The 22,573-nt window shown below is 47.7% G+C and carries 16 protein-coding genes; 11 read left to right on the plus strand and 5 right to left on the minus strand.

The genetic code is table 11. The annotated features are described in order from the left end of the window. Nucleotides 1-296: 296 nt before the first annotated feature. The 7 genes from QFZ48_RS23660 (at nucleotide 297) to QFZ48_RS23690 (ending at nucleotide 13,619) form a co-directional block, all read left to right on the plus strand. Nucleotides 297-980, plus strand: a complete 684-nt coding sequence (locus QFZ48_RS23660) for a response regulator transcription factor (RefSeq protein ID WP_079473001.1) — start codon at nucleotides 297-299, stop codon at nucleotides 978-980. Continuing rightward, entirely contained in the window at nucleotides 977-2,287 is a 1,311-nt protein-coding gene (locus tag QFZ48_RS23665) for a sensor histidine kinase (protein ID WP_429063937.1), read from the plus strand. Before QFZ48_RS23660 ends, QFZ48_RS23665 begins: the two co-directional genes overlap by 4 nt. A gap of 121 nt (nucleotides 2,288-2,408) precedes the next feature. Further along, nucleotides 2,409-3,791, plus strand: a complete 1,383-nt coding sequence (locus tag QFZ48_RS23670) for a TolC family protein (RefSeq protein WP_429048990.1) — start codon at nucleotides 2,409-2,411, stop codon at nucleotides 3,789-3,791. 53 nt (nucleotides 3,792-3,844) lie between these two features. Further along, on the plus strand, nucleotides 3,845-7,117 hold the full coding sequence (locus QFZ48_RS23675; protein WP_429063938.1) for an efflux RND transporter permease subunit: 3,273 nt from the start codon (nucleotides 3,845-3,847) through the stop codon (nucleotides 7,115-7,117). A 30-nt stretch (nucleotides 7,118-7,147) separates the two neighbouring features. Further along, nucleotides 7,148-8,269, plus strand: a complete 1,122-nt coding sequence (locus QFZ48_RS23680) for an efflux RND transporter periplasmic adaptor subunit (RefSeq protein WP_370912075.1) — start codon at nucleotides 7,148-7,150, stop codon at nucleotides 8,267-8,269. A gap of 306 nt (nucleotides 8,270-8,575) precedes the next feature. Then, nucleotides 8,576-11,050, plus strand: coding sequence for a TonB-dependent siderophore receptor (locus QFZ48_RS23685; RefSeq protein WP_429063939.1), 2,475 nt, complete (start codon nucleotides 8,576-8,578; stop codon nucleotides 11,048-11,050). Between the two features lie 148 nt (nucleotides 11,051-11,198). Beyond that, entirely contained in the window at nucleotides 11,199-13,619 is a 2,421-nt protein-coding gene (locus tag QFZ48_RS23690; protein ID WP_429063941.1) for a TonB-dependent siderophore receptor, read from the plus strand. Between the two features lie 234 nt (nucleotides 13,620-13,853). Here QFZ48_RS23690 and QFZ48_RS23695 read toward each other — a convergent pair whose 3' ends face one another. Next, nucleotides 13,854-14,210: a hypothetical protein gene (locus QFZ48_RS23695; protein WP_429048981.1), complete on the minus strand. Its 357-nt coding sequence runs from the start codon at nucleotides 14,208-14,210 to the stop codon at nucleotides 13,854-13,856. Nucleotides 14,211-14,341: 131 nt separating this feature from the next. Between QFZ48_RS23695 and QFZ48_RS23700 the strand changes: the two genes are divergently transcribed. Continuing rightward, nucleotides 14,342-16,684 carry a TonB-dependent siderophore receptor gene (locus tag QFZ48_RS23700; RefSeq protein WP_429048978.1) on the plus strand — a complete coding sequence of 781 codons (2,343 nt, stop codon included), beginning with the start codon at nucleotides 14,342-14,344 and terminating at the stop codon, nucleotides 16,682-16,684. A gap of 59 nt (nucleotides 16,685-16,743) precedes the next feature. On the opposite strand, the gene QFZ48_RS23705 is transcribed toward QFZ48_RS23700, so the two are convergent. Next, a complete protein-coding gene (locus QFZ48_RS23705) occupies nucleotides 16,744-17,583 on the minus strand; it encodes a sugar phosphate isomerase/epimerase family protein (protein ID WP_429063942.1) in 840 nt (279 codons plus the stop codon). 186 nt (nucleotides 17,584-17,769) lie between these two features. Between QFZ48_RS23705 and QFZ48_RS23710 the strand changes: the two genes are divergently transcribed. The 3 genes from QFZ48_RS23710 (at nucleotide 17,770) to QFZ48_RS23720 (ending at nucleotide 20,945) form a co-directional block, all read left to right on the plus strand. Continuing rightward, on the plus strand, nucleotides 17,770-18,501 hold the full coding sequence (locus QFZ48_RS23710) for a DUF481 domain-containing protein (protein ID WP_370912082.1): 732 nt from the start codon (nucleotides 17,770-17,772) through the stop codon (nucleotides 18,499-18,501). Nucleotides 18,502-18,568: 67 nt separating this feature from the next. Further along, entirely contained in the window at nucleotides 18,569-19,702 is a 1,134-nt protein-coding gene (locus QFZ48_RS23715; protein WP_429063944.1) for a helix-turn-helix domain-containing protein, read from the plus strand. A gap of 73 nt (nucleotides 19,703-19,775) precedes the next feature. Continuing rightward, a complete protein-coding gene (locus tag QFZ48_RS23720) occupies nucleotides 19,776-20,945 on the plus strand; it encodes a serine hydrolase domain-containing protein (RefSeq protein WP_429063945.1) in 1,170 nt (389 codons plus the stop codon). Between the two features lie 7 nt (nucleotides 20,946-20,952). Here QFZ48_RS23720 and msrB read toward each other — a convergent pair whose 3' ends face one another. From msrB to QFZ48_RS23735, 3 genes are all read right to left on the minus strand, one after another. Then, nucleotides 20,953-21,471: a peptide-methionine (R)-S-oxide reductase MsrB gene (msrB, locus tag QFZ48_RS23725; protein WP_370912085.1), complete on the minus strand. Its 519-nt coding sequence runs from the start codon at nucleotides 21,469-21,471 to the stop codon at nucleotides 20,953-20,955. Between the two features lie 112 nt (nucleotides 21,472-21,583). Beyond that, entirely contained in the window at nucleotides 21,584-21,967 is a 384-nt protein-coding gene (locus QFZ48_RS23730; RefSeq protein WP_429063946.1) for a DUF302 domain-containing protein, read from the minus strand. Then, nucleotides 21,954-22,517 carry a carboxymuconolactone decarboxylase family protein gene (locus tag QFZ48_RS23735; protein ID WP_429063947.1) on the minus strand — a complete coding sequence of 188 codons (564 nt, stop codon included), beginning with the start codon at nucleotides 22,515-22,517 and terminating at the stop codon, nucleotides 21,954-21,956. The genes QFZ48_RS23730 and QFZ48_RS23735 overlap by 14 nt, the downstream gene beginning before the upstream one ends. Nucleotides 22,518-22,573 lie beyond the last annotated feature (56 nt).

The raw sequence follows: 22,573 nt of genomic DNA on the forward strand, positions 1-22,573 counted from the left end.
GCAGGTTTTGAAATATTCTTTAGACGCATCCTTCGGAGAAGCAAACTGGTTATCAATACCTTACAGATATTATAAAGATAAGCAAGATCCGCTAAAATTCAAAAAAATCAGCCTAATCAGCGTAATCAGTGAGAAAGACAAAATCCGCTTACATCTCCCCGAATCATTTAAAATCCAAAGTGATCAAATCCCCCAAATCAATAAAATCAGCGTAATCCTGAGCCAAGACAAAATCCGCGGCAAAACTTCAAATTTGCTATAAATTTACTACGCACTTTGCATCCAGGTGTGTTTATATGAAAGTATTGATTGTAGAAGATAACAAGGAACTGGCCAGCGGTATTTCCGATTACCTCAACGGGGAAAAGTATATCAGCGAACTGGCTTATGATGTGGAAACGGCCCGGGAAAAGCTTTCTCTTTTCACTTACGACTGTATACTGCTGGATATCATGCTGCCTGACGGTAATGGGATGGAATTGCTCAATTTCATCCGGCAGGAGAATATCAGCAGCGGGGTGTTGATCATTTCCGCGAAAGATGCCCTCGACGATAAGGTGAACGGCCTCGAACGGGGTGCGGATGATTATGTAACCAAGCCTTTTCACTTGCCGGAGCTGCATGCCCGCCTGAGAGCTATTTACCGCCGGAAGAAGCTGGATGGCAATAACCTCGTTGTTTTCAATGAAATAGAGCTGAATACCGACACCATGGAAGCCCTGATCAATAACTCCCTTCTGGACGTAACACGCAAGGAATTCGACCTGTTGTTGTATTTTGTGGTCAATAAGAACCGTGTACTGTCACGACAGGCTATCGCCGCTCACCTCTGGGGTGATTACACCGATAACCTGGCTAACTTCGACTTCGTTTACCAGCATGTGAAAAATCTGAGAAAGAAGATCAGCGCCGCAGAAGGAGTGGACTATATAGAAACGGTTTATGGATTAGGGTACAAGTTTAATACATCCAAAACATGAAGCTGCTTAATAAAATAACACTCTGGTTTATAGGGATCGTGTTCCTGGTAACGCCTGTTACCATGGTGATTTCGCGTAATAATATCAAAAGGCACCTCGATGACGCGGAAGTAGCGCGTATGACCGCCGTCAACGACCGGGTGGCCCAGCAGATGATGGCAGGAGAAAAGCCCGACCGCTATACCCATGGCAGGCCCATTGCCATTACCACCGTGGCGGGGCCGCTGCCGGAGAAGAAGGTAATTGTAGCAAAAGATAATTTTGTAGCAGAAGATCTTGGAAAGAAAGAATGCCGCATCACGGTAGATTCCTGGTATAAAATCGGGGACCAGCAATATAAAATATCGTCCTATAATTATGTGATCAAATCGGAAGAAATATTCCGGGGTATGCTCAGCACCGTAGTATGGAAAATGCTGTTGATGATCTTTGCGGTATCTGTTACCGCAAGGTTGCTTTCCGGTAAGATCTTTTCCCCGCTGCGCCGCACCATGAAGGCGATTCACAGCTTCGACCTGAAACAAAAGAATAAACTGCAGCTGGCGGAAACCAGCACCACCGAATTTAAAGAGCTGAATGTATTCCTCAGCAAGATGACCGATAAAGCAATGGAAGATTACGCTGCCGTAAAAGAGTTCAGCGAAAATGCTTCGCATGAATTACAAACGCCGCTGGCCGTGATCCGCAGTAAGATAGAACTGTTGTCCGAAACCAACATCGATAGCGTGCAGGCCGCACTGCTTGGGGATATGCAGAATGCCATTGAGAAACTGTCACATATTAACCGCTCCCTCATTTTGCTCACCAAGCTGGAAAACCAGGAGTTTAAAGTAACGGAGAGCCTCAAGTTTTGCCGCGTGGTGAAAGATGTGATTGCTACTTATGAAGACTGGATCACTATGCGTGAAATCGCCATCACCACTAATCTTGATAAAAACATTCCGCTTAATATTCACCCGGCCCTTGCTGAAATGCTTATCAGTAACCTGCTGAGCAATGCCATCCGGCATAACCGCGACGGCGGACAAATAAAAATGGTGCTCACTCACCGTGAGTTAAGCATCAGCAATACCGGCATACCGCCGCAAATCCCAACGTGTGAACTGTTCCAGCGGTTTAAGAAAAGTAACCAAAGCAACGACAGCATCGGGCTCGGACTGGCCATCGTAAAGCAAATCTGCGAGGTGAATGGCTATGATGTGGATTATAATTACAGCGACGGATGGCATAAAATACAGGTGTGTTTTTACAAAAAACAGACAGTAAACAGTGATGCCTTGCCTGTAGCGGCCGCAGTAGCCGTTTAAGTGTCCATCTCACAAAAAAAAATCCGTATTTCCCTTTTCCTTCAAGTTTACTTCAAAATGATACAGAAATTTTGCAGTTGAATATCCTGAAGGATATTTCAACCGTAAAATCTATTTATTCATGTGGAGTAAGAAATATTTGCTGTTGGCGCTTGTATCCCTGTTTTCAGGCTACCATTTATATGCACAACAGGCATTTACCTTAAAGCAGGCTATCGACACGGCTATTGCCAACTATGGAACGATCCGTGCCAAAGCCAGCTACACCGCAGCTTCCAGGGAACAGGTGTCCCAGGCACGCCGCGATTACCTGCCTAATTTTAATGTGGCAGCACAACAGGACTATGGTACCGTAAACGGCCAGAACGGCCCGCTGTACGGCTTCGGAGGCTTAGCAGTGGCTTCCTCCGGCTTACCACTCGATCATCAGAACTGGAACGCCTCCTTCGGCGCATTATATCTTACTAATATCAACTGGGATTTCTTTGCTTTCGGCAGGGCAAAGGAAAAAGTTAAAACAGCATTAGCGGCCGCCGCTCAGAACGATAAAGACTGGCAACAGGAGATTTTTAAGCACAAAATAAAAGTGGCGGCCACTTATTTAAACCTTGTAGCAGCGCAGCAATTAACCCGCTCTTACCAGGAAAACCTGGAACGTGCAGATACCATCAGGAGGGTAGTGGTTACCCGCGTGAAAAACGGGCTGATAGCGGGTGTTGATTCCTCCCAGGCCAACGCGGAATACTCCAATGCAAAAATTGCGCTTACCAAAGCGAGGGATTTTGAACAAACACAAAGCAATGAACTGGCACAGCTGCTGGGCATCACGCCGCGGCAATTTATACTGGACACTTCTTATGTAGCCCGCATCCCGGCGCTGCCGCAGCAAACATTTTCCCCGGAAAACCACCCGCTGCTACAGTGGTATAAGAGCAGGATCGCTGTTAGCGATGAACAGGCAAAATATGCTAAAACCTTTTATTACCCGGCGTTTACGCTGGTGGGCGTATTGCAGACAAGAGGTTCGGGCTTCGGCTATGGTTATGCTACCGATCAAACAGACTTCACCCATAGCTACTGGGATGGCATTAAGCCTACCCGTACCAACTACCTGCTGGGCGTGGGCGTAACCTGGAATATTACGCAACCCTTCCGCATTTCGCGGCAGGTGAAGTCGCAACAGCTCATCAGCCAGGGATTACAGGAAGAATACAACCTGGCGGATCAGCAGATCCGCGCACAGCTGGACCTCTCTGATATCAAAATCAAAAATGCTTTAGATAATTACCTGGAATCGCCTGTACAGGTGAAAGCCGCTTCAGATGCCTATCTCCAGAAATCAGTATTGTATAAAAACGGACTGACCAACCTGGTAGATGTAACACAGGCGCTGTATGCACTCATCAGGGCGGAAACAGACAAGGATATTGCATATAGTAACGTATGGCAGGCACTATTGCTGAAAGCCGCCGCAGTAGGTGATTTCAGCATCTTTGAAAATTAGCTTTTCGTTAAACGGACGCCATTGATGGCTTTATTTATCAACACTTCATTACCATGAACTTAATCAGTTTCGCATTAAAAAAACCTATTACCATCCTGGTACTAGTTGCCGGCCTGTTCTTCTTCGGGATTAAAGCAGTCAATACGATTAAGATTGACATCTTCCCGAAGCTGGACATGCCGGTAATTTATGTGTCGCATCCTTTTGGGGGATATACTCCCAAACAAATGGAATCCTTCTTTGCTAAACAATACATCAATATATTCCTGTTTGTAAATGGCGTTAAAAGTATAGAAACAAAAAATATCCAGGGTCTTACGCTGATGAAGATCAACTTTTACCCTGGTACCAACATGGCGCAGGCAGCTGCGGAAGTGAGTGCCTTTTCCAACAGGATACAGGCCATTTTCCCACCTGGTTCCAACCCGCCGTTTATTATCCGTTTCGATGCCTCCACCTTGCCGGTAGGCCAGCTGGTATTGAGCAGTAATAAACGCAGTAATAACGAATTGCTGGATATGGCAAACGTGTATGTGCGTTCTTCCTTTACTTCGATTCCTGGCCTGATAGGTTCCACTCCATTCGGCGGTAATATGCGTACCGTGGTGATCAAGGCCGATCCTGAGCTGCTCCGTCAGCATAATATGACACCGGATCAACTGGTGGAAGCCATGCGGCTTAATAACCAAACGGCTCCTTCCGGTAACGTGCGTATCGGGAATAATAATTACATCACACCGGCTAATACCACGATCCGTAACGTAAAAGATTTTGAAAACATTCCCTTATTTAAGGGAGATGTACAAAATCTTTACCTGAGAGATGTAGCTACGGTAGAAGACGGGGCGGATGTTACCGCAGGTTATGCGCTGGTAAACGGCCGTCGCTCGGTATACCTGAGCATCGCCAAAGGCGCTGATGCCTCTACCTGGGAAGTAGTGCAGAACCTGAAAAAATCATTGCCGAAGATGCAGGCGCAGCTGCCGGAAGATGTGAAGCTGAGCTATGAATTTGACCAGTCGACCTACGTGATCAACTCCGTAAAAAGTTTGCTCACGGAAGGCACCATCGGCGCGATCCTTACGGGCTTAATGGTGTTATTATTCCTGGGTGATCCGCGCGGGGCGATGATTGTGATCCTTACCATTCCTACCTCCATTATTTCAGCTGTGCTTTTCCTGAGCCTGTTCGGGCAAACCATCAATATCATGACGCTGAGCGGATTGGCGCTGGCCATTGGTATCCTGGTAGATGAAAGTACGGTGACCATAGAAAATATACACCAGCACCTGGATATGGGAAAACCCAAAGCGCTGGCTATCTGGGATGCCTGCCAGGAGATTGCTTTCCCGAAATTGCTGATCCTGTTTTGTATCCTTGCGGTATTTGCGCCGGCCTTTACCATGGGCGGTATCCCGGGATCACTGTTCCTGCCGCTGGCTTTGGCTATAGGATTCAGCATGATCATCTCTTATTTCCTGGCACAAACATTTGTGCCTATCATGGCTAACTGGGTGATGAAAGTAAAGCATCATAAGAAAGCAGATGGCGGCGAGATGACAGATGCAGAAGAATTTGCGGCTGCTGGTCTTTCCGGTGAAAAAGATACCTGGGAACAAAAGAAAGTATTGATAGAGCGCGGCGACTTTAACGGCAATGGTAAGCTTAGTCGCTTCGAACGCCTGAGAAACCGCTACCTGCGCTTTATCAAAAGGATGATGCCTTACCGGAAGCCTATTGTGATTGGCTACCTGGTGGTGGTTTGTGGCATCGTTGTATTGCTGCTTGCCAACATTGGCCGTGATGTACTGCCAAAGGTGAATGGCAGCCAGTTCCAGGTGAGGATGAGAGTGCCGGATGGTACCCGTATTGAACGCACGGAACAGCAAACCATCAAATTGCTGGATGGTATTAACCAGATTGTGGGAAAGGAAAATGTGTCCATTACTTCCGCCTACATAGGTATGCACCCGCAGTTGTTTTCCACGGCGCCTATCTTCCTGTGGATGGCGGGCCCGCATGAAGCCGTATTGCAGGTGTCGCTCAGCGAACATTATCATACTAACCTGGATGAGTTAAAGGATAAGATCAGGGAGAAGGCAAAGGTGATTGATCCAACGATAAAACTTTCTTTTGAGCCGATAGAGTTAACGGATAAGATCCTTAGCCAGGGGTCGCCCACGCCGGTGGAAGTGCGGTTTGCGGGCCGCGACCGGAAACTGAGCGAGCAATATGCGCAGAAGCTGATTACTGAATTAAATAAGCTGCCTTATCTCCGCGATGTACAGTTAGGGCAGTCCATTAAATATCCGGCTATCAACGTAAATATAGACCGTATCCGGGCTGCACAGCTGGGAGTAGATATGAACGATATATCCCGTTCCCTGGTGGCTTCTACTTCTTCTTCCAGGTTAACGGAAAAGAATATATGGGTAGATGAAAAAGCCGGTTTAAGTTATAACGTACAGGTGCAGGTGCCGGAAAGTAAGATGAACAGCAAAGAACAGATCGGTGAAATTCCGTTGCTGAGGAATAATTCCCGTCCGTTGCTGAGTGATGTGGCTACTATGTCGGTAGATACCACTTACGGCGAGGTAGATAACCTCGGCGCCATGCCCACACTAACGGTAACGGCTAACCTGAATAATACCGATCTGGGTACGGCAGCAGTGGATGTAAAGAAAGCGATTGCCGGACTGGGTACGCTGCCGCGCGGACTGAATGTAGACCTGATTGGGTTAAGCAATACGCTCACGGACACGCTGGATAGTTTGCAGAGTGGTTTGCTGGTGGCGATTGTGGTGATTTTCCTGATGCTGGCGGCCAACTTCCAGTCGTTCAAAGTATCTGCCGTAGTATTGGCTACTGTGCCGGCAGTGTTGCTGGGATCCCTGGTGTTGCTGATGCTATGCCGTTCTACGCTGAACCTGCAATCTTACATGGGTATGATCATGTCGGTGGGAGTATCTATTTCCAACGCCGTATTGCTGATCACGAATGCAGAGCAGCTGCGGAAGCATAACGGCGATGCGCTGTTATCTGCTACAGAAGCGGCTGCATTGCGCTTACGGCCTATCTTAATGACAGCCCTCGCGATGGTGGTAGGTATGATTCCTATGGCCAGCGGTTTGGGTGAAGCCGGCGATCAGTCGTCCCCATTGGGAAGGGCGGTAGTAGGCGGACTGATAGCGTCCACCTTTGCGGCACTGTTTATTTTGCCCCTGGCGTTTGCATGGGGACAAGGTAAAGCAGGTACACAGAGCGTATCACTGCATCCAAGAGATGAAGAAAGTATTCACTATATCCCATCAGACGAAAAAGCCTGACCATTATCTAATTCTAATAAAGTATACTATATGAACAGCGGTTTCCGTATTACATTTCCTTTATTGTCAGCGATGGTGATCATCGCAGGACTGTACAGTTGCAGTACCTCCGGCGCCAAAGAGGGAAAAGACACATCCGCCATTGCAGCAGCGCCCACTGTTGAAGTTTTCTCCCTGACACAGGGCAGCTTGTCTTCTTCTATACAAATTCCCGGAGAGCTGATTGCTTTCCAGCAGGTAGATCTTTATGCCAAAGTGAGCAGTTTTATTAAAAAGATGAGTGTGGATGTGGGCAGTGAAGTATCTGCCGGTCAGTTGCTGGCCACCATGGAAGCCCCGGAAATCAATTCGCAGCTCTCCGGCGCTGAGTCCAGGTTAAAGTCGCAGGAAGCGATCTATTTGTCCAGCAAAGCCACCTACGACCGCCTGCTGGAAACCAGCAAAACCCCGGGTACCGTGTCACAGAATGACCTGGACCTGGCCTTTGCCCGGCAGAAATCCGACCTGGCCCAGCTCGATGCTGCCAAAGCCGCGCACCGCGAAGTAGGGGATAACCGCAACTACCTCGAGATCCGTGCGCCTTTCAGCGGGGTGATCACTGCGCGTAACGTAAGCGCCGGCGCCTATGTAGGACCTTCCGGAAAAGGTTCTGAAATGCCCATCTTCACCTTACAGGAACAAAAGAAACTCAGATTAGTGGTAAGCGTGCCGGAAGCCTATACCAGTTATCTCACCAACCAGAGCGAAGTGGCTTTTAAAGTACGATCCCTGAACAATAAGGAATTTAAAGGAAAAGTGATCCGCCTCGCCGGTGCGCTGGACCGCAAACTCCGTTCCCAGCATATTGAAATTGACGTAGCCAATAATGATAAAACGTTATTGCCCGGTATGGTGGCAGAAGTAGCCATTCCACTCACCGGTAATGCCAACAATTTCCTGGTGCCTTCCTCTGCCGTCCTCAATTCCACCACCGGTGTATACGTGGTGAAAATACAGGATAAAAAGACGAAATGGGTACCGGTAACTACCGGTCGCAGTGAAAACGGTAAAACCGAAGTGTTTGGAGAGCTGAACGCCGGCGATACCCTGGTGGCTACCGCCACAGAAGAAGTAAGGAACGATGCACCCGCCCCTAATGTAAAAGTTAAGTAGATAGATAGTGGATGAAAGAGAAAAGTCATTCCCGCAAGGGAGTGGCTTTTTTTTGCGCGTATTTTGTCTTGAGCGCTGATTACGCTGATTATGTTGATTTCTTTGATTGATCATTTTTGATTTTAAAAGATTCTGGGAGATACAAGCGGATATTTTCGCTTATATCTCCCAGAATCTTTTAAAATCAAAAAGTGATCAAATCAGCGTAATCAGTGTAATAAGTTTAATCCTGAGAAAGACAACCTCCGCTGAATTTTTCCCGATTGCGTAAATCAAATTCCGTATCCGTCTGCCTCAGCATATCACATGCCCCGAACTTTGCGCCAGCAAATTTTACGGAACCAGACAATGGAGAAAGCTATGATAAGGGAATTTTTAAAGAGAACAGCATGGTGTTTACTGTTCCTGACAACAATTGTATCCGGCACTTTATCCGCCGAGGAAATAGACAACGGCGGCAGTATCAAAGGACTCATCACCACATCAGATAACAAGCCGGCGCCGGGAGTGGTAGTAGTTTTGAAAGGCACTAAGAAAACAACCCTCACAGACGATAACGGTACTTATTTACTTCGCAATATCACCCCGGGAAATTATACTATCCAGGTATCACTCACAGGATTTGAAACCAGCAGTCAGCAGGTAACTGTTGAAAAAGATAAAGCCATTACTGTGGATCTTCAGCTGAATATTTCCGAGAAGAACCTGAATGAAGTAGAGGTGACTGCCTCCCGGAACAAGTATACCAAAAGAAGCAGCGAATATGTGGCAAAACTGCCCTTAAAAAATATTGAAAATCCGCAGGTATACAGCGTTATTTCCAGCGAGCTGATCAAAGACCAGGTGGTAACCCGTTATGAGGATGCGCTGAACAATGCGCCCGGTATCAGCAAATTATGGTCCTCCACCGGTCGCGATGGCGATGGCGCCGGTTATTACTCGCTTCGCGGCTTCGCGGTGCAGCCTACGCTGGTAAACGGCCTGCCCGGCTTAACCAATGGCGGCCTGGATGTAGCCAACGTAGAAAGGATTGAAGTTGTGAAAGGCCCTTCCGGTACGTTGTACGGCAGCTCCGTGATTTCTTACGGCGGTTTGATCAACACCGTTACTAAAAAACCTTATGACCACTACGGCGGAGAAATCAGCTATACCGGCGGCAGCTATGGCCTCAATCGCCTTACCGCTGATATCAATACCCCGCTGGATAAAGATAATAAAGTGTTGTTGCGCGTAACTGGTGCTTATCACGATGAAAACAGTTTCCAGGATGCGGGCTTCGTAAAGAAACGCTTCATTGCGCCGTCGCTTACCTACCGTGCGAGCGACCGCCTTACGCTGATGCTGAATACCGAATTCCTTTCTTCAGAAAGTACCAACCCTACCATGCTGTTCCTCGACCGTGGTACTGCCTTGTTTGCAAAGAACCTGCAGGAGCTGGGCTATGATAACAAACGCTCTTATACCAGCAATAACCTCAGCATTAAAACGCCTACCTCCAGTGTGCAGGCACAGGCGATCTATAAATTATCCGATACCTGGACCTCGCAAACCATTGTGTCAAGAGGAACCGCCAAATCAGACGGATACTATTCCTACCTGTATGAAGGCTCTGCAGCTATGCCGGGCTTCCCCAATATTTCGCCTACTTTTGCCAGGTATATCAGCTACCAAAACGGTAGTACCAACACTACTGATATCCAGCAAAACTTTACGGGCGACTTTAAGATCGGGCAGTTCCGTAACAGACTCGTAGCGGGCCTGGATTATTTCAGCCGTAAAACACAGGGCAACAGTACCGGGTATGTGATGAATGGACTGATAGATATGGCAGGTAACGACAACGGCATCCTTTCAAGGCAGCACACCGACTCACTGCTGAACGCTACCTCAGTGGATAATTCTAACCTTACACAGGAAACATACAGCGCCTATGTGTCGGATGTATTCAACATTCTGCCCAGCTTATCGGTGATGGCCAGTTTGCGGGTAGACCATTTTAAAAATGGGGGTCTTACTGCCGGCACCAATGAGAAATACGAACAAACTGCCCTGTCGCCTAAGTTCGGTATCGTGTACCAGCCTATCCTGAATACATTGTCTGTTTTCGCCAACTATATGAATGGTTTCACCAACAGCGCACCAAGACAACGTCCCAGCGATAATGTATGGCAAACTTTCCGTCCTGAGCAAGCCAATCAAATGGAAGGTGGTGTGAAAGTAAACCTGTTGGGTGGTATGATCACCGGTTCTGTGAGCTACTATGATATTAAAGTGAAAGATATCATTATGCAAATAGGCGGCGGTCCTACAGCGAGCTTTACACAAGGCGGCGAAAGAACCAGCCGCGGCGTGGAAGCAGAGGTAGTGGCTAACCCGGTAGCAGGTTTGAATATCACCGGAGGCTATAGCTACAACGACAGCAAGTTCGTTAAAACAGATAACAAAGATTATGAAGGCAGGCGCCCGGAAGAAGCCGGCCCTAAAAACCTGGCGAACCTCTGGGTTACCTACAAATTCCAGGATGGTCCGGTGAAAGGCTTTGGTATCGGATTCGGCGGCAACTATGCCAGCGAAAACATGATCCTGAACAGGCTTACCACAGGCGTATTCACGCTGCCATCCTACACCGTGTTAAATGGTTCCCTGTTTTATAACACCAACAAATTTAATGTAGCCTTCAAACTCGATAACATCGGTAATAAAGAATACTACAAAGGCTGGAGCACTATTGAGCCTCAAATGCCCAGACGTTTTTCCGGAAACGTAACGTTTAAGTTCTAAAGCCAATTCTAAATAAGAAAAGGAGAGGGTGTCCGGAAGGGCATCCTCTTTTTTGCGTGGTTACCAGCAAAATTTTCCCGATTGCGTAAACTTTTCCCTTTTCGTCGCCGGACCTTTGCGGAAGTTTTAATCAACCAGTTTAATGTAGATGAACAGATTTCTATTATTTATAGGTACCCTTTTGTGTTCAGCAGCAGCATACGCGCAGAACGGCACCATCCATGGTACGGTAACCACCAGCGACGGCCATCCGGCTATTAATGTTACCATCAGCGTAGAGCGCACCAAACTGGGTAGCATCAGCAACGAAAAAGGTGAATACTCCATCAAAAATATTAAACCGGGTAACTGGACGCTGCGCATCACCTCTATTGGCTCCGCTACCCAGTTAAAAGAAGTGACTGTAGCCCCCGGACAAACGCAGCAACTGAACTTCACCCTCAACGAAAGCGCTGCCCAGTTGAGCGAAGTAACGGTTTCGTCACGCAACATGAACCGGGAAAGCAGGGCAGTGGCTAAGATGCCGCTCAAAAACCTGGAGAATCCCCAGGTATATAATGCTGTTTCCACCGAGATCATGAAGCAACAAGGCATTACTACCTACGACGATGTAATGCGCAATGTTCCGGGGATCTTCCAAACGTGGCAGTCGACCGGCAGAGCCGGCGACGGCGCTTCCTATTTCGCCCTCCGTGGTTTCGATGCACAGCCATCACTGATCAACGGCCTCCCTGGTCTTACCAGCGGCAACCTTGATCCCGCTGATGTGGAAGAAGTGCAGGTGATGAAAGGCCCTTCCGGTACACTTTTCGGCGGCAGTTTTTATAGTTACGGCGGTATGATCAATACCATTACCAAAAAACCCTACTATGGCTTCGGTGGTGAAGTGGGCTACAGCATCGGCAGCTTCGGCCTCAACCGGGTTACGGCTGACGTAAACACCCTTCTCAGCAAAAAGCAAAAGATCGCCATGCGGCTCAATGCGGCCTATACTTCCGAAAACTCTTTCCAAAACGCTGGCTTCCGGAAAAGCTTCTTTATTGCGCCGTCTTTCTCCTACGAAGTAAATGACCGTCTCTCGTTCCAGGTGATGGCCGAAATACTCCAGGAAAAAAGAGCTGTACCACCGGTGTTCTTTCACTCCGATCGTGCTGCTCCACTCGATTTCAAAAATATCGACGAGCTTAATCTCAACGTGAAGGAATCATTCACCAGCAACGAACTTACTATTAAAAATCCCCGGATAAACTTCCAGGCGCAAATGCTGTATAAGCTTTCCGGCAAATGGACTTCCCAGACCGTTGTTTCCGGTGGCAGGGTACAATCCGACGGTGTGTATACCTATATATGGGACCAGGACCCGGGGGATAAATGGTTTGGCCAGGATTTTCACATTGAAGATCAAACCACGAAAACCATCGATATACAACAAAACTTCAATGGCGATTTCAAGATTGGCGGACTGCGTAACCGCCTGCTGATCGGGGTCGATTACTTCCGCCGCAACGTGGTGGATAAAGGGTCGGGCTGGGCAACCGGCAGGAACGTAAGTCCGCAGGGCGACGTTACCGACTATACAGATCCCTCTAACGAAGAAGTACATCCTGCGGTGCCCCTTACAAAAGATGCGGTATATGCACTGCTCGCAGGCACCGAAGGCAGCAACACGAATGTTACCAACAGCATCTACAGCGCTTATGTATCCGATGTACTGAATATTACGCCGGCGTTCATTGCGATGGTAAGTCTCCGGGCCGACTACTTCGATTCCAAAGGCGATAAAAACGCCACTGAAGATGACGGCTACAGCCAGTTTGCCTTATCGCCTAAGTTAGGATTGGTATACCAGGTGGTACCAGATAAGGTATCCGTTTTCGGTAGCTATATGAACGGCTTCTTCAACGTATCTCCGTCTTCTGTTTATGATACAGATGGAAATTACCAGCGCACGCAATCGTTCAAGCCGGAACATGCCAACCAGTTCGAGTTTGGTGTGAAAACGGACATCTTCACAGATAAATTGTACGCCACGTTATCGGTATATGATATTAAAGTAGGCAACAAAGTGGTGCCCGATAGTAAAAACCCGATGAACTCTACCCAGGGTGGTAAATTCGGCAGCAGGGGATTTGAAATAGATCTGAACGCCCACCCTTTACAACAACTGAACATCATTGCCGGCTACAGCTACAACCATACAAAAGTACTGGAAGGGAATAAGGATGATTTCTACAGTGAGCCAGGCAGAGCACCAGGAGGACAAGGACCACAGAACCTCGCCAACCTATGGGCCACCTACCGGTTTGCCAGCGGAACGCTGAAGAACCTGGGCATCGGCGCCGGAGGCAACTATGCCAGCCGGTACAAAGTGATAGACAACAGCAAAACAGGCGTGTTCTACTTACCAAGTTATGCGCTGCTGAACGCCGGCATCTTTTACAATGCAAAACATTTCAGGGTATCCTTCAACGTGAATAACATCACCAACACAGTTTACTACACGGGCTACTGGTCCGTAAACCCTCAAAAGCCGCGGAACTTCGTGGGCAGTGTTGCCCTCAAATTCTAGGCGGAGATTGTCGCGGAGGTTGTCTGAAGCACTGATTACGCTGATTTTACTGATTTACTTTTTTTGATTTTTATAGGATTTAAAGATAATGGGAGATGAAAGCAAAGTTTGCCTTCTGTCTCCCATTATCTTTTAGTAGAAATCAAAAGTAAAATCGAAAAGTAAAATCAAAAAAAGTAAAATCAGTAAAATCAGCGTAATCAGTGCTTCAGACAACCTCCGCTACAATCTTCGCTACAATCCCCGCTCCGTGGTATTGGTTGGGGGTGTTTTATCTTCGGCTTCTACGAGCCATTGGGTGAATTTGTATTTGGGGAGTATTTCGCTCAGTTTTTTCTTCAGCCACTTGGAAACTATTTCAAAAACAATAAAGCCGATCACGATGGAGATGGTCCATTCCATGGTGTTGTAGGTGTGTTTGTCTACCACCGTTTTATGGGCGGTGAGGCCCCATAAGTTCCGGATGCTGCGGGTGGTGAAATAATGGGATACCAGGCGGGTAGAGGCCATTCCGATCACAAATCCTAAAAAGTTGCCTACGTAATTATTGTAAATGTATTCCAGGAATTTTCTGATAAGCTTAATTTTCATGTAAGGGATCTTTGCCTGCAAACTAATATCAAAATGCGGGTAATATTTCTTTTCTGATAAATATTTTTCCGGAATGTTAAAATGATGCAGTTGCCGCCGGGGTATCTTTGCGAAAATTTTCGCATCCAACCATGAAGAAATTGCTATACTGCCTGATCTTATTACTGCCATTGTACGCATTCTCCAATACAGAAACTGATTTCGGGACTATTAAAGGAATAATTACTACCAGTGATAACCAAACTGCGGCATCGGTAACCGTGGTGATAAAAGGAACTTCAAAGAGTGCTATTACAGGACCAGATGGCACTTTCACCATCCACCGCATACCAGCGGGCGCCTGGCAGCTGGAAATTTCACTGATCGGATACCAGACGCTTACACAAAACGTAACTGTGGAAAAAGGCCGTACAACAGACGTATCGCTGCGGTTGGAATTGTCTGATACACAGCTGCGGGAAATTGTTGTTAATACGAACCGTAACAGGTTTGTTGATAAGAATACGGACCAGGTAGCACGGCTTCCGCTGAAGAACCTGGAAAATCCGCAGGTATACCAAACGGTAGGCAAAGCCCTGATGCAGGAGCAGCTGATCACGGAGCGTACAGACATTTACCGGAATATTCCCGGCGCAGTGCCTAATTTCGCCGTAGGCGGTTCCCAGGGCATGACTATACGTGGTTTTTCCAATGCCACGGGTATGCGGAACGGAATGGTGACCAGTGCGATTGTGCCATTGAACCCGGCTATCCTGGAAAGTGTAGAAGTAATCAAAGGACCTTCCGGTACCTTATTTGGCAGTAACCGGAACATCACCTTCGGCGGTCTTTATAATTACGTCACCAAAAAACCGTACGATCATTTTGGCGGAAACGTGAGCTTTACCGGCGGCAGCTTTGAGTTTGCACGCTTTACCGCTGATATCAACACCCCGTTGAATGACGAGCACACCATGCTGTTCAGGCTCAATGCTGCCGGTCAAACAGAAGGCTCTTTCCAGGACCAGGGATATGCTAAAAATTATACGATTGCGCCGAGTTTCTCTTACCAGGTGAATGACCGGTTGAAGTTCCTGGTAGATGTGGACATCACCAGGGGCAACTTCGCTACCGGCACTTATGCCGTAAACGATTTCAAAAATGTGACTGCCAGGAGTTTTAAAGATCTTAAAATTGGGTATAAGCGGTCGTATATCAATAACGGCGCGGATATCAGTAATGGGATCAATAATATACAAGGCAGGATAGAATACAAAATATCAAGTGCCTGGACTTCCCAAACCAATTACCTGTTTTCTGAAGGCTTCTATAAACATTTTTACTGGACCAACATGACCCTGCTTACCGATTCTACTATGGCGCGCAGCGTCAGGAATCAAAAGCCGGAAACTTTTGGGAACATTCAGCTGCAACAGAATTTCGTGGGCGATTTCAACATCGCGTCGTTGCGGAACCGGCTGGTGATTGGTATCGACTATAACTATAATTATAATAGCCTGAACCGCGTTACGGTCAACTATGACGTTGTTAATATCAATCAGCCTGTGAAAGAACTGAATGCTGGTTTGATTGATGACCTGTCTTATCAGAAAGGATTTTCAGCTACCCGTACCAAATCCAACAGCTACAGCGTGTATGCTTCTGATGTACTCAATATCACCCCGGCGCTGATGGCTATGCTGAGCCTGCGTGTGGACCGGTTTACCACCAGCGGTACTTACACCGTTGCCACGGGTAAATATGCCGGTGATTATAACCAGACTTCCTTGTCGCCCAAGCTGGGTATCGTATACCAGGTCGTAAAAGACAAGGTATCATTGTTTGCCAATTATATGAACGGTTTCGTAAATCTGGCGCCGCTTGTGCAGCCGGACAATACGATCCTGAACCTGAAGCCCCAGAAAGGCGACCAGTGGGAAGGTGGTGTAAAGGTGGAGCTGCTGGACAACAAATTAAGCGGTTCCGCCAGTTATTATAACATTGACGTAACCAATGTTACCCGGACGGAGATCGTGGACGGTAAAACTTTTATGTTCCAGGATGGTACGCAACGCAGCAAGGGATACGAGCTGGAACTGGCGGCCAATCCCGTAACAGGACTGAACATTGTTGCTGGTTATGCCCATAACGAGAACAGGTATACGAAAGCGTCTCCTGCTTTGCAGAATAAGCTGATCGCAGGCAGCCCTAAAGAGGTAGCCAACATCTGGGTAAGTTATCATATGCCTTCTGGAAAGATGAAGGGACTGGGCTTTGGCGCCGGCGGGAATTATGTCAGTGACTCCTGGTTTGAATCCAGTAATACTTTCCTTTTGCCGGGATATACCCTGTTGAGTGCTTCTGTATTTTATGATCAACCGAAATACCGGCTGGCACTGAAAGGCAATAATCTCTTAAATGAAAAGTACTGGGATACCAATGGTATTGCGCAAAAGCCGGTGAACATCCTGGCAAGCGTAACTTTAAAGTTCTAAAAAAAAGCAGGTTGCCGGAAGAGATACTTCCGGCAACCTGCATCAATAAATGTACATGATCAGCTGTTAACCGTGCTGATCACGCCTCTGAAAAACCCGGCCGATTCGGCAATGCCCGGCAACGGATCACTCATATCTTTTTCAAACTCCAGGCTGCATACGCCCGCGTAATTGATTTTCTCCAGTGCCGTTACCAGCTTTTTGAAATCAATGGCGCCGCGGCCCAGTTCGATGGCTTTGCCATCTTTGACTGCCGCTGAAATATCTTTAATATGCAGATCGAAGATCCTGTTTTTATAGGCCAGGATGGCTTTGGACGGTTCTTCTCCGGCGCGGGCGGCATGACCTATATCCAGGCAGAGGCCCAGGCGGGCATCCCTGTTTTTAATAAGGTCGTAGGCGTTTTTAGGGCCGGGATAGAGCTTGTCTTCCGGACCGTGATTGTGTACCGCCAGGCGGATATTATATTCTTTGATCTTTTTTTCGGTATAATCCAGCAGTTCGGGATTGGGCACGCCTACAATCAAGGGAACGCCTACACGTTTAGCGTAATCGAATGCTTCATCTACTGCTTTTTCTGTTTTCATATAGATAACGCCTACAGCATATACGTTAATACCAGCCGCAGAAAATTTACCCAGTACTTCCTTTATTTTTTCCGGAGAACTGTTTAAGGGAAGATGAATATCTTTTACAGAGATGTTTTTGATATTCACCCGGTTCATCATGGCGATGGCCTGGTCGAGGTCAAATTTGGCAAAGGTGTAACCCGCCATCCCGATGGGCAGCAACGCTTTTTTTGCAGGGCCGGCAGCCGTGGCGGCAACGGTGAAGGGCGCCATCGTAGTGGCTGCCATGCCGAGCGCTGTCTGAAGCAGGAAATTTCTTCTTGATGACATATGTAGATTGTTTACGTGGTTTTTAGCAAAATGTAGTGGCCCGAAAAATGTGCTCCGGCGGTATCATGGGCTAAGATCTCTAAAAAACTTTGTTTTTTTTAGTGTTTTTTCTGGAAGTGCCTGGTGGATCCCGGCATGTTCAGGCACGTTAATTGCGGCGCCCGAAGCGCACCTAAGCACCTGTTCATGAAGAGATTAGTTTTACTATGGATGGCATTATTTTACGGCTTAAGCTCCAGCGCCCAGTTCAGCGACTCGGTGCATTACTACGTTAAATACGCTTCTACGGGATCGGTGAATATGACTAACGATGGTAATTCGTACCTGCTCAATAATAACGTAGGCTTTAAGATCAGTAAAAAGAGAATGACCCTGAACATGGGCGCCAGTTATGTGTATGGAAAGCAGGACCACGACATCACCAATAATGACGTTTCTACCGCACTGGATTTTAATATTTACCGGGGAGAAAAGAAGGTGTATTTCTGGGGACTGGCCAACTACGATAAAAGTTATTCCTTAAAGATCAACGATCGCTTCCAGGGCGGCGGCGGCGTAGCTTACGACGTTATTAAACGTAAGAACGCCACGCTCAACCTGAGCGATGGACTCCTGTTTGAAAACAGCGACCTTATTTTGCACGATACGATCCCTGATGTGTATCATACCTTCCGGAATTCCTTCCGGGTGTACTATAAATGGGTGATCAAGGATGTTATTGTGCTGGAAGGTTCCAATTTTTTGCAAAACTCCCTGTCCCACGGCAACGACTATATCATTAAATGCAATAATGCCCTTTCCGTGAAACTCCGTTCCTGGCTGGCCATCACGGCGGCCATGACCTATAATAAGCTAAACCGTACCGACCGTGAAAACCTGTTGATGAATTATGGTCTCACTATAGAGAAATATTTCTAGCCGGGTTTGGTTAAACAGTTCCCGGCAGGAAGCATATTTTATCTTATTTTGGTAGGGAATTGGTACTATGGAGCGTTTATTCCAAACAGTTATCTTACTGGGGGTAGTCCAGGGTTTTATTGCAAGCGGACTACTGTTTTTCTCCACCAGGAAACGGGTGGCGAACCGCTTTTTAGCAGGGTTGATCTTCCTGCTCAGTATGGCCAGTTTTTGTTTGTGCGGTTCCTATTATCACTGGTTCGACGTTCCGCTGCTCAATTTGCTGTCGCAGTTACTACCGCTCATTGTGATAATGCCAGTGGGGCCGCTGATGTATTTTTACATACAATCTTTTTGTGATCCGGAATTCACGCTCACACGGCAACGGCGGAGGCATTTCTGGCCGGTGGTCATCGACCTCGGAGCGCCCGTTGCAGCTATCGTATTTGTGGCAGGTGTGCTAACAGGTGTATTGAAGAATAACCCGCAGCCGTGGGGCATCTTTATAGATACTTACAATGTATATTCAGATATTCCACGATGGATATCGCTGGCCATTTATACGGGGTTGTCTTTTAAATTCCTGGCGGTATATAAAAGCAATCGCCCGGCTGACGCCGGCCTGCGCTGGCTGCAGCAGCTCACCTGGCTGTTTGCCGGCTTCCTCACTATCTGGCTGGTATACCTGGTGCCGTATATCATTCCCCGTTATACCGACGTGATACTCGATAAATTTGACTGGTATCCTATTTATATACCTGTTACAATCCTGATTTACTGGCTGGGTATTAAGGGATATATTATTTCTTACCAGGAAATGGTAACGGCTAAGAAAGCCGAAACGATATTGCCGGAATCGACTACCACGCCTGCAGTATTGTTGCTGAAAAAAGCGATGGAAGAAGACCGGTTATTTCTGAATGCGGCCCTTACGCTGCAAATGGTGGCCAAACATACCGGTTTACCGCCAAAAACTATTTCGGCGGTATTGAACCAGCATCTTCATAAAAATTTTAATGAGTATGTAAACGGCTACCGTATTAACCTGTTCAAAGAAAAATTGTTACAGGAGGATGCTGACCAATTAACTTTCGCTGGCATCGCATATGATTGCGGATTTTCTTCACCTGCTACTTTCCAGCGGGTGTTTAAGCAATTCACGGGCATGTCGCCCTCCGAATTCCGGAAAAGTGCGCATGAAGCACAAAAAGCGGTGCTTTAATTTGTCTCAAATCCGGATATGAGTAGGTGAGAATGCTGTAAACAGGGAGCTTTGCCATCAAAAAATAACCCGGATGGCACCTCGCTCAACTTTTTCGTTCTACGCATTTTTGATGATCGTTTTTTTATTATTGGGTTGCCGCACTACCCGGCCGGCACAAAAGGTTGCAGCGGTCACCTCCCGTGATACCGTGTGGAGTGCTGCAGCAATATCCCGTTTTGAAAAGAAACTGGAACATCTCCGGGAAAAATACCATATCCCTGGGTTGTCGGTGGGCGTGGTAAATGAACAAAAGCTGGTATGGAAAAAAGGCTTTGGCTACGCCGACCTGGAGCAACAAACGGCGCCGGATGAAAATACCGTTTACCAGGTGGCTTCTGTTACCAAAACGTTTGGTTCCATTATTCTCATGCAGCAGGTACAGGCGGGGAAGGTAAGCCTGGATGATCCTATCGGCAAATACGGGATCAACCTGGGCGCCCGCTGGGGTAGTGATCCACGGATCAAAATAAAGCACCTGCTTACCCATACCGCGATGGGCAACATGTTTAACAGCTATAAGCCTGGTTATGTGTTCCGCTATAACGGCAATTGGTATAATCAACTGGGGAAGGTAATTGCGCAATCGTCGGGGCATAGTTTCGGTGAGTTGCTGATGGAGCAGATCATTACGCCGTTGTCGCTGAAAAATACGGTACCGAGTACAGACGACAGCCTGAACTTCACGTTAACCGGTTATGATAAAGCGGCATTCATGCAGCGGGTAGCGAGGCCGTACGACTGGAAGCACCAGCAGTGGCAGCCTGTTACTTTTTCATATGGTTTTGGCCCGGCGGCGGGTATAATGAGCAATGTGGCCGACCTGGCGGTTTATTCTACTGCTATTGATAAGAAAATGTTCCTGGCAGACAGCACCTGGGAGAAAGTGTTCACGCCTTATGTTACCCCCAAAGGTAAAACCATCCAGTATGGACTGGGATGGTATGTAAAGTATTACAAAGGCGTAAAAGTGGTGTGGCATACCGGCTGGTGGACCGGCTATTCAGCCCTGTTTGTGAAGATTCCGGAGAGGGATCTGACATTTATTGTACTGGCCAATTCCCAGGATCTGAGCCGGCCTTTCTATCACATTATGAAACCTTTGCCGGGGATCGGGATGCTTAATCCTTTCCGGCGCAATCTGAACAAAACACTGCGTGCTTCCGCATTTGGGGAAGCCTTCCTGGATCAGTTCCTGGAGTGAATCCGGGTTAATGTGCGCCCGGATCGGGCTCAAAGTCCAGTGATACAGAGTTCATGCAAAACCTTTTGTGCGTAGGAGGGGGGCCGTCGTCAAAGATATGCCCGAGGTGCGAGCCGCAACGTTCGCAGATCACTTCCGTCCTTTGCATGCCAAAGGAATTATCTTCCTTGTAGATCACGCTGTTGGCTTTGAGTGGTTCAAAAAAACTGGGCCAGCCGCAGGTGCTGGCAAATTTGGCATCTGACCTGAACAAAGGATTGCCGCAAACCGCACAATAGTAACTGCCTTTCACCTCGGAATCCCAGTATTTGCCCGTAAATGCCCGTTCAGTGGCATTTTCCCTGGCGACGGCGTAGAGGTCGGACGGCAATATTTTTTTCCATTCTGCATTAGTAATATGCAGTTTCCGTGTATCCGTTCTGGAGTAGTAAGGATTTTTCACTGGCGCTTGTTTATTGTCGCTGTTCTGGCTATGGCAGGCAATCTGTGTAGCCAGGATCAGTGTTAAAAGAAATATTATTCTCATCTCGCTAAAAAATACTGGTGAATAATACAATAACCCAAAATTACCGCTTTAAATCCGTAATAAAGACGGCTATCCTGTTAGTCGGATGAGCCGCCTTTTCCTTACACAGTCTTTAAAATAAATGTGCCAATACCTTTTCCATTGCTGTTTGCAGCCGGGTGCGGAGCGGTGCCAGTCCGCGGTAGCCCTGGAGGTGCAGTGCAGTGTCAAAGTAGCTTACTGCGGTGGTGTTTTCGCCGGTTTCCCGCAACACCAGTTTAAGGGGCGCCTCTATCACTGCTTCGGGGTCATTTTGGAGCAACGACTGCATATATACCGGGTGGAAAAACAACAGCTGGCGGATGGGCGCGGTGGTGATGCCATGACTGGCCAGTATGGCCTGGGGGTTAATTTCGTGCAGCAGCAGGAAGCCGCTGCTGGTAATGGCTTCCCTGGCGCTCAGTAATAATCCGTTAAAAGGTTTGTGGACGGTAACGGTGATGTTATTCGTTTTCATGAACAGCGGGTTTTAGAGGCGTTACCACTTCAGGCCAGTCGACTTCCGTGCCGGCTACTACGTTGAGATAGTTGGTGAAGATATTTCTTACCACGTTGGCAATGATTTCCAGTATGGCGCCATCGGTGTAACCGGCCGCGCGGAGTGTGCTGACATTGGCTTCCGACAGGCTTTGGGGGGTGGTGAGCAGCTGCCGGGTGAACTGCATGGCGGCATCTGTTTTTTCGTCGCCCGCTTTCATTTCCCGCGCATCGCGGATGTCTGCTGCTGTTAAGCCGGTACGGGTGCTGAGGTAGCTGTGGGCCGACAGGCAATAGCTGCAGCCGTTATATTCCGCGGCGGCGAGGGCAATCCTTTCCGCCATGGCGTTGCCGATACTTCCTTTGCGGAGTGCGTTGCTGAATTGTACGTAGGCTTCGAGTACGGCGGGCGATTGGGCCATTACGCCGTACATGTTGGGAATGCGGCCCAGTGAGCGGGCTACCTGTTCCAGTACCGGCTTTGCCTCCGGTGCGGCCGTTGCTGCTGATAAGACAGGAATTGTATTCATGAGAATATGTATTTAGTTATAGACAAATTTGTCTATAACAGGGTATAAAAATAGCC

The organism is Chitinophaga sp. W2I13 (assembly GCF_050434005.1).
Lineage (GTDB): Bacteria > Bacteroidota > Bacteroidia > Chitinophagales > Chitinophagaceae > Chitinophaga.

Bases quoted from the DNA above. Each gene is read 5' to 3' on its own strand.
- QFZ48_RS23660 (WP_079473001.1), top strand. From the start codon at position 297: ATGAAAGTATTGATTGTAGAAGATAACAAGGAACTGGCCAGCGGTATT.
- QFZ48_RS23665 (WP_429063937.1), top strand. From the start codon at position 977: ATGAAGCTGCTTAATAAAATAACACTCTGGTTTATAGGGATCGTGTTC.
- QFZ48_RS23670 (WP_429048990.1), top strand. From the start codon at position 2,409: ATGTGGAGTAAGAAATATTTGCTGTTGGCGCTTGTATCCCTGTTTTCA.
- QFZ48_RS23675 (WP_429063938.1), top strand. From the start codon at position 3,845: ATGAACTTAATCAGTTTCGCATTAAAAAAACCTATTACCATCCTGGTA.
- QFZ48_RS23680 (WP_370912075.1), top strand. From the start codon at position 7,148: ATGAACAGCGGTTTCCGTATTACATTTCCTTTATTGTCAGCGATGGTG.
- QFZ48_RS23685 (WP_429063939.1), top strand. From the start codon at position 8,576: ATGCCCCGAACTTTGCGCCAGCAAATTTTACGGAACCAGACAATGGAG.
- QFZ48_RS23690 (WP_429063941.1), top strand. From the start codon at position 11,199: ATGAACAGATTTCTATTATTTATAGGTACCCTTTTGTGTTCAGCAGCA.
- QFZ48_RS23695 (WP_429048981.1), bottom strand. From the start codon at position 14,210: ATGAAAATTAAGCTTATCAGAAAATTCCTGGAATACATTTACAATAAT.
- QFZ48_RS23700 (WP_429048978.1), top strand. From the start codon at position 14,342: ATGAAGAAATTGCTATACTGCCTGATCTTATTACTGCCATTGTACGCA.
- QFZ48_RS23705 (WP_429063942.1), bottom strand. From the start codon at position 17,583: ATGTCATCAAGAAGAAATTTCCTGCTTCAGACAGCGCTCGGCATGGCA.
- QFZ48_RS23710 (WP_370912082.1), top strand. From the start codon at position 17,770: ATGAAGAGATTAGTTTTACTATGGATGGCATTATTTTACGGCTTAAGC.
- QFZ48_RS23715 (WP_429063944.1), top strand. From the start codon at position 18,569: ATGGAGCGTTTATTCCAAACAGTTATCTTACTGGGGGTAGTCCAGGGT.
- QFZ48_RS23720 (WP_429063945.1), top strand. From the start codon at position 19,776: ATGGCACCTCGCTCAACTTTTTCGTTCTACGCATTTTTGATGATCGTT.
- msrB (WP_370912085.1), bottom strand. From the start codon at position 21,471: ATGAGAATAATATTTCTTTTAACACTGATCCTGGCTACACAGATTGCC.
- QFZ48_RS23730 (WP_429063946.1), bottom strand. From the start codon at position 21,967: ATGAAAACGAATAACATCACCGTTACCGTCCACAAACCTTTTAACGGA.
- QFZ48_RS23735 (WP_429063947.1), bottom strand. From the start codon at position 22,517: ATGAATACAATTCCTGTCTTATCAGCAGCAACGGCCGCACCGGAGGCA.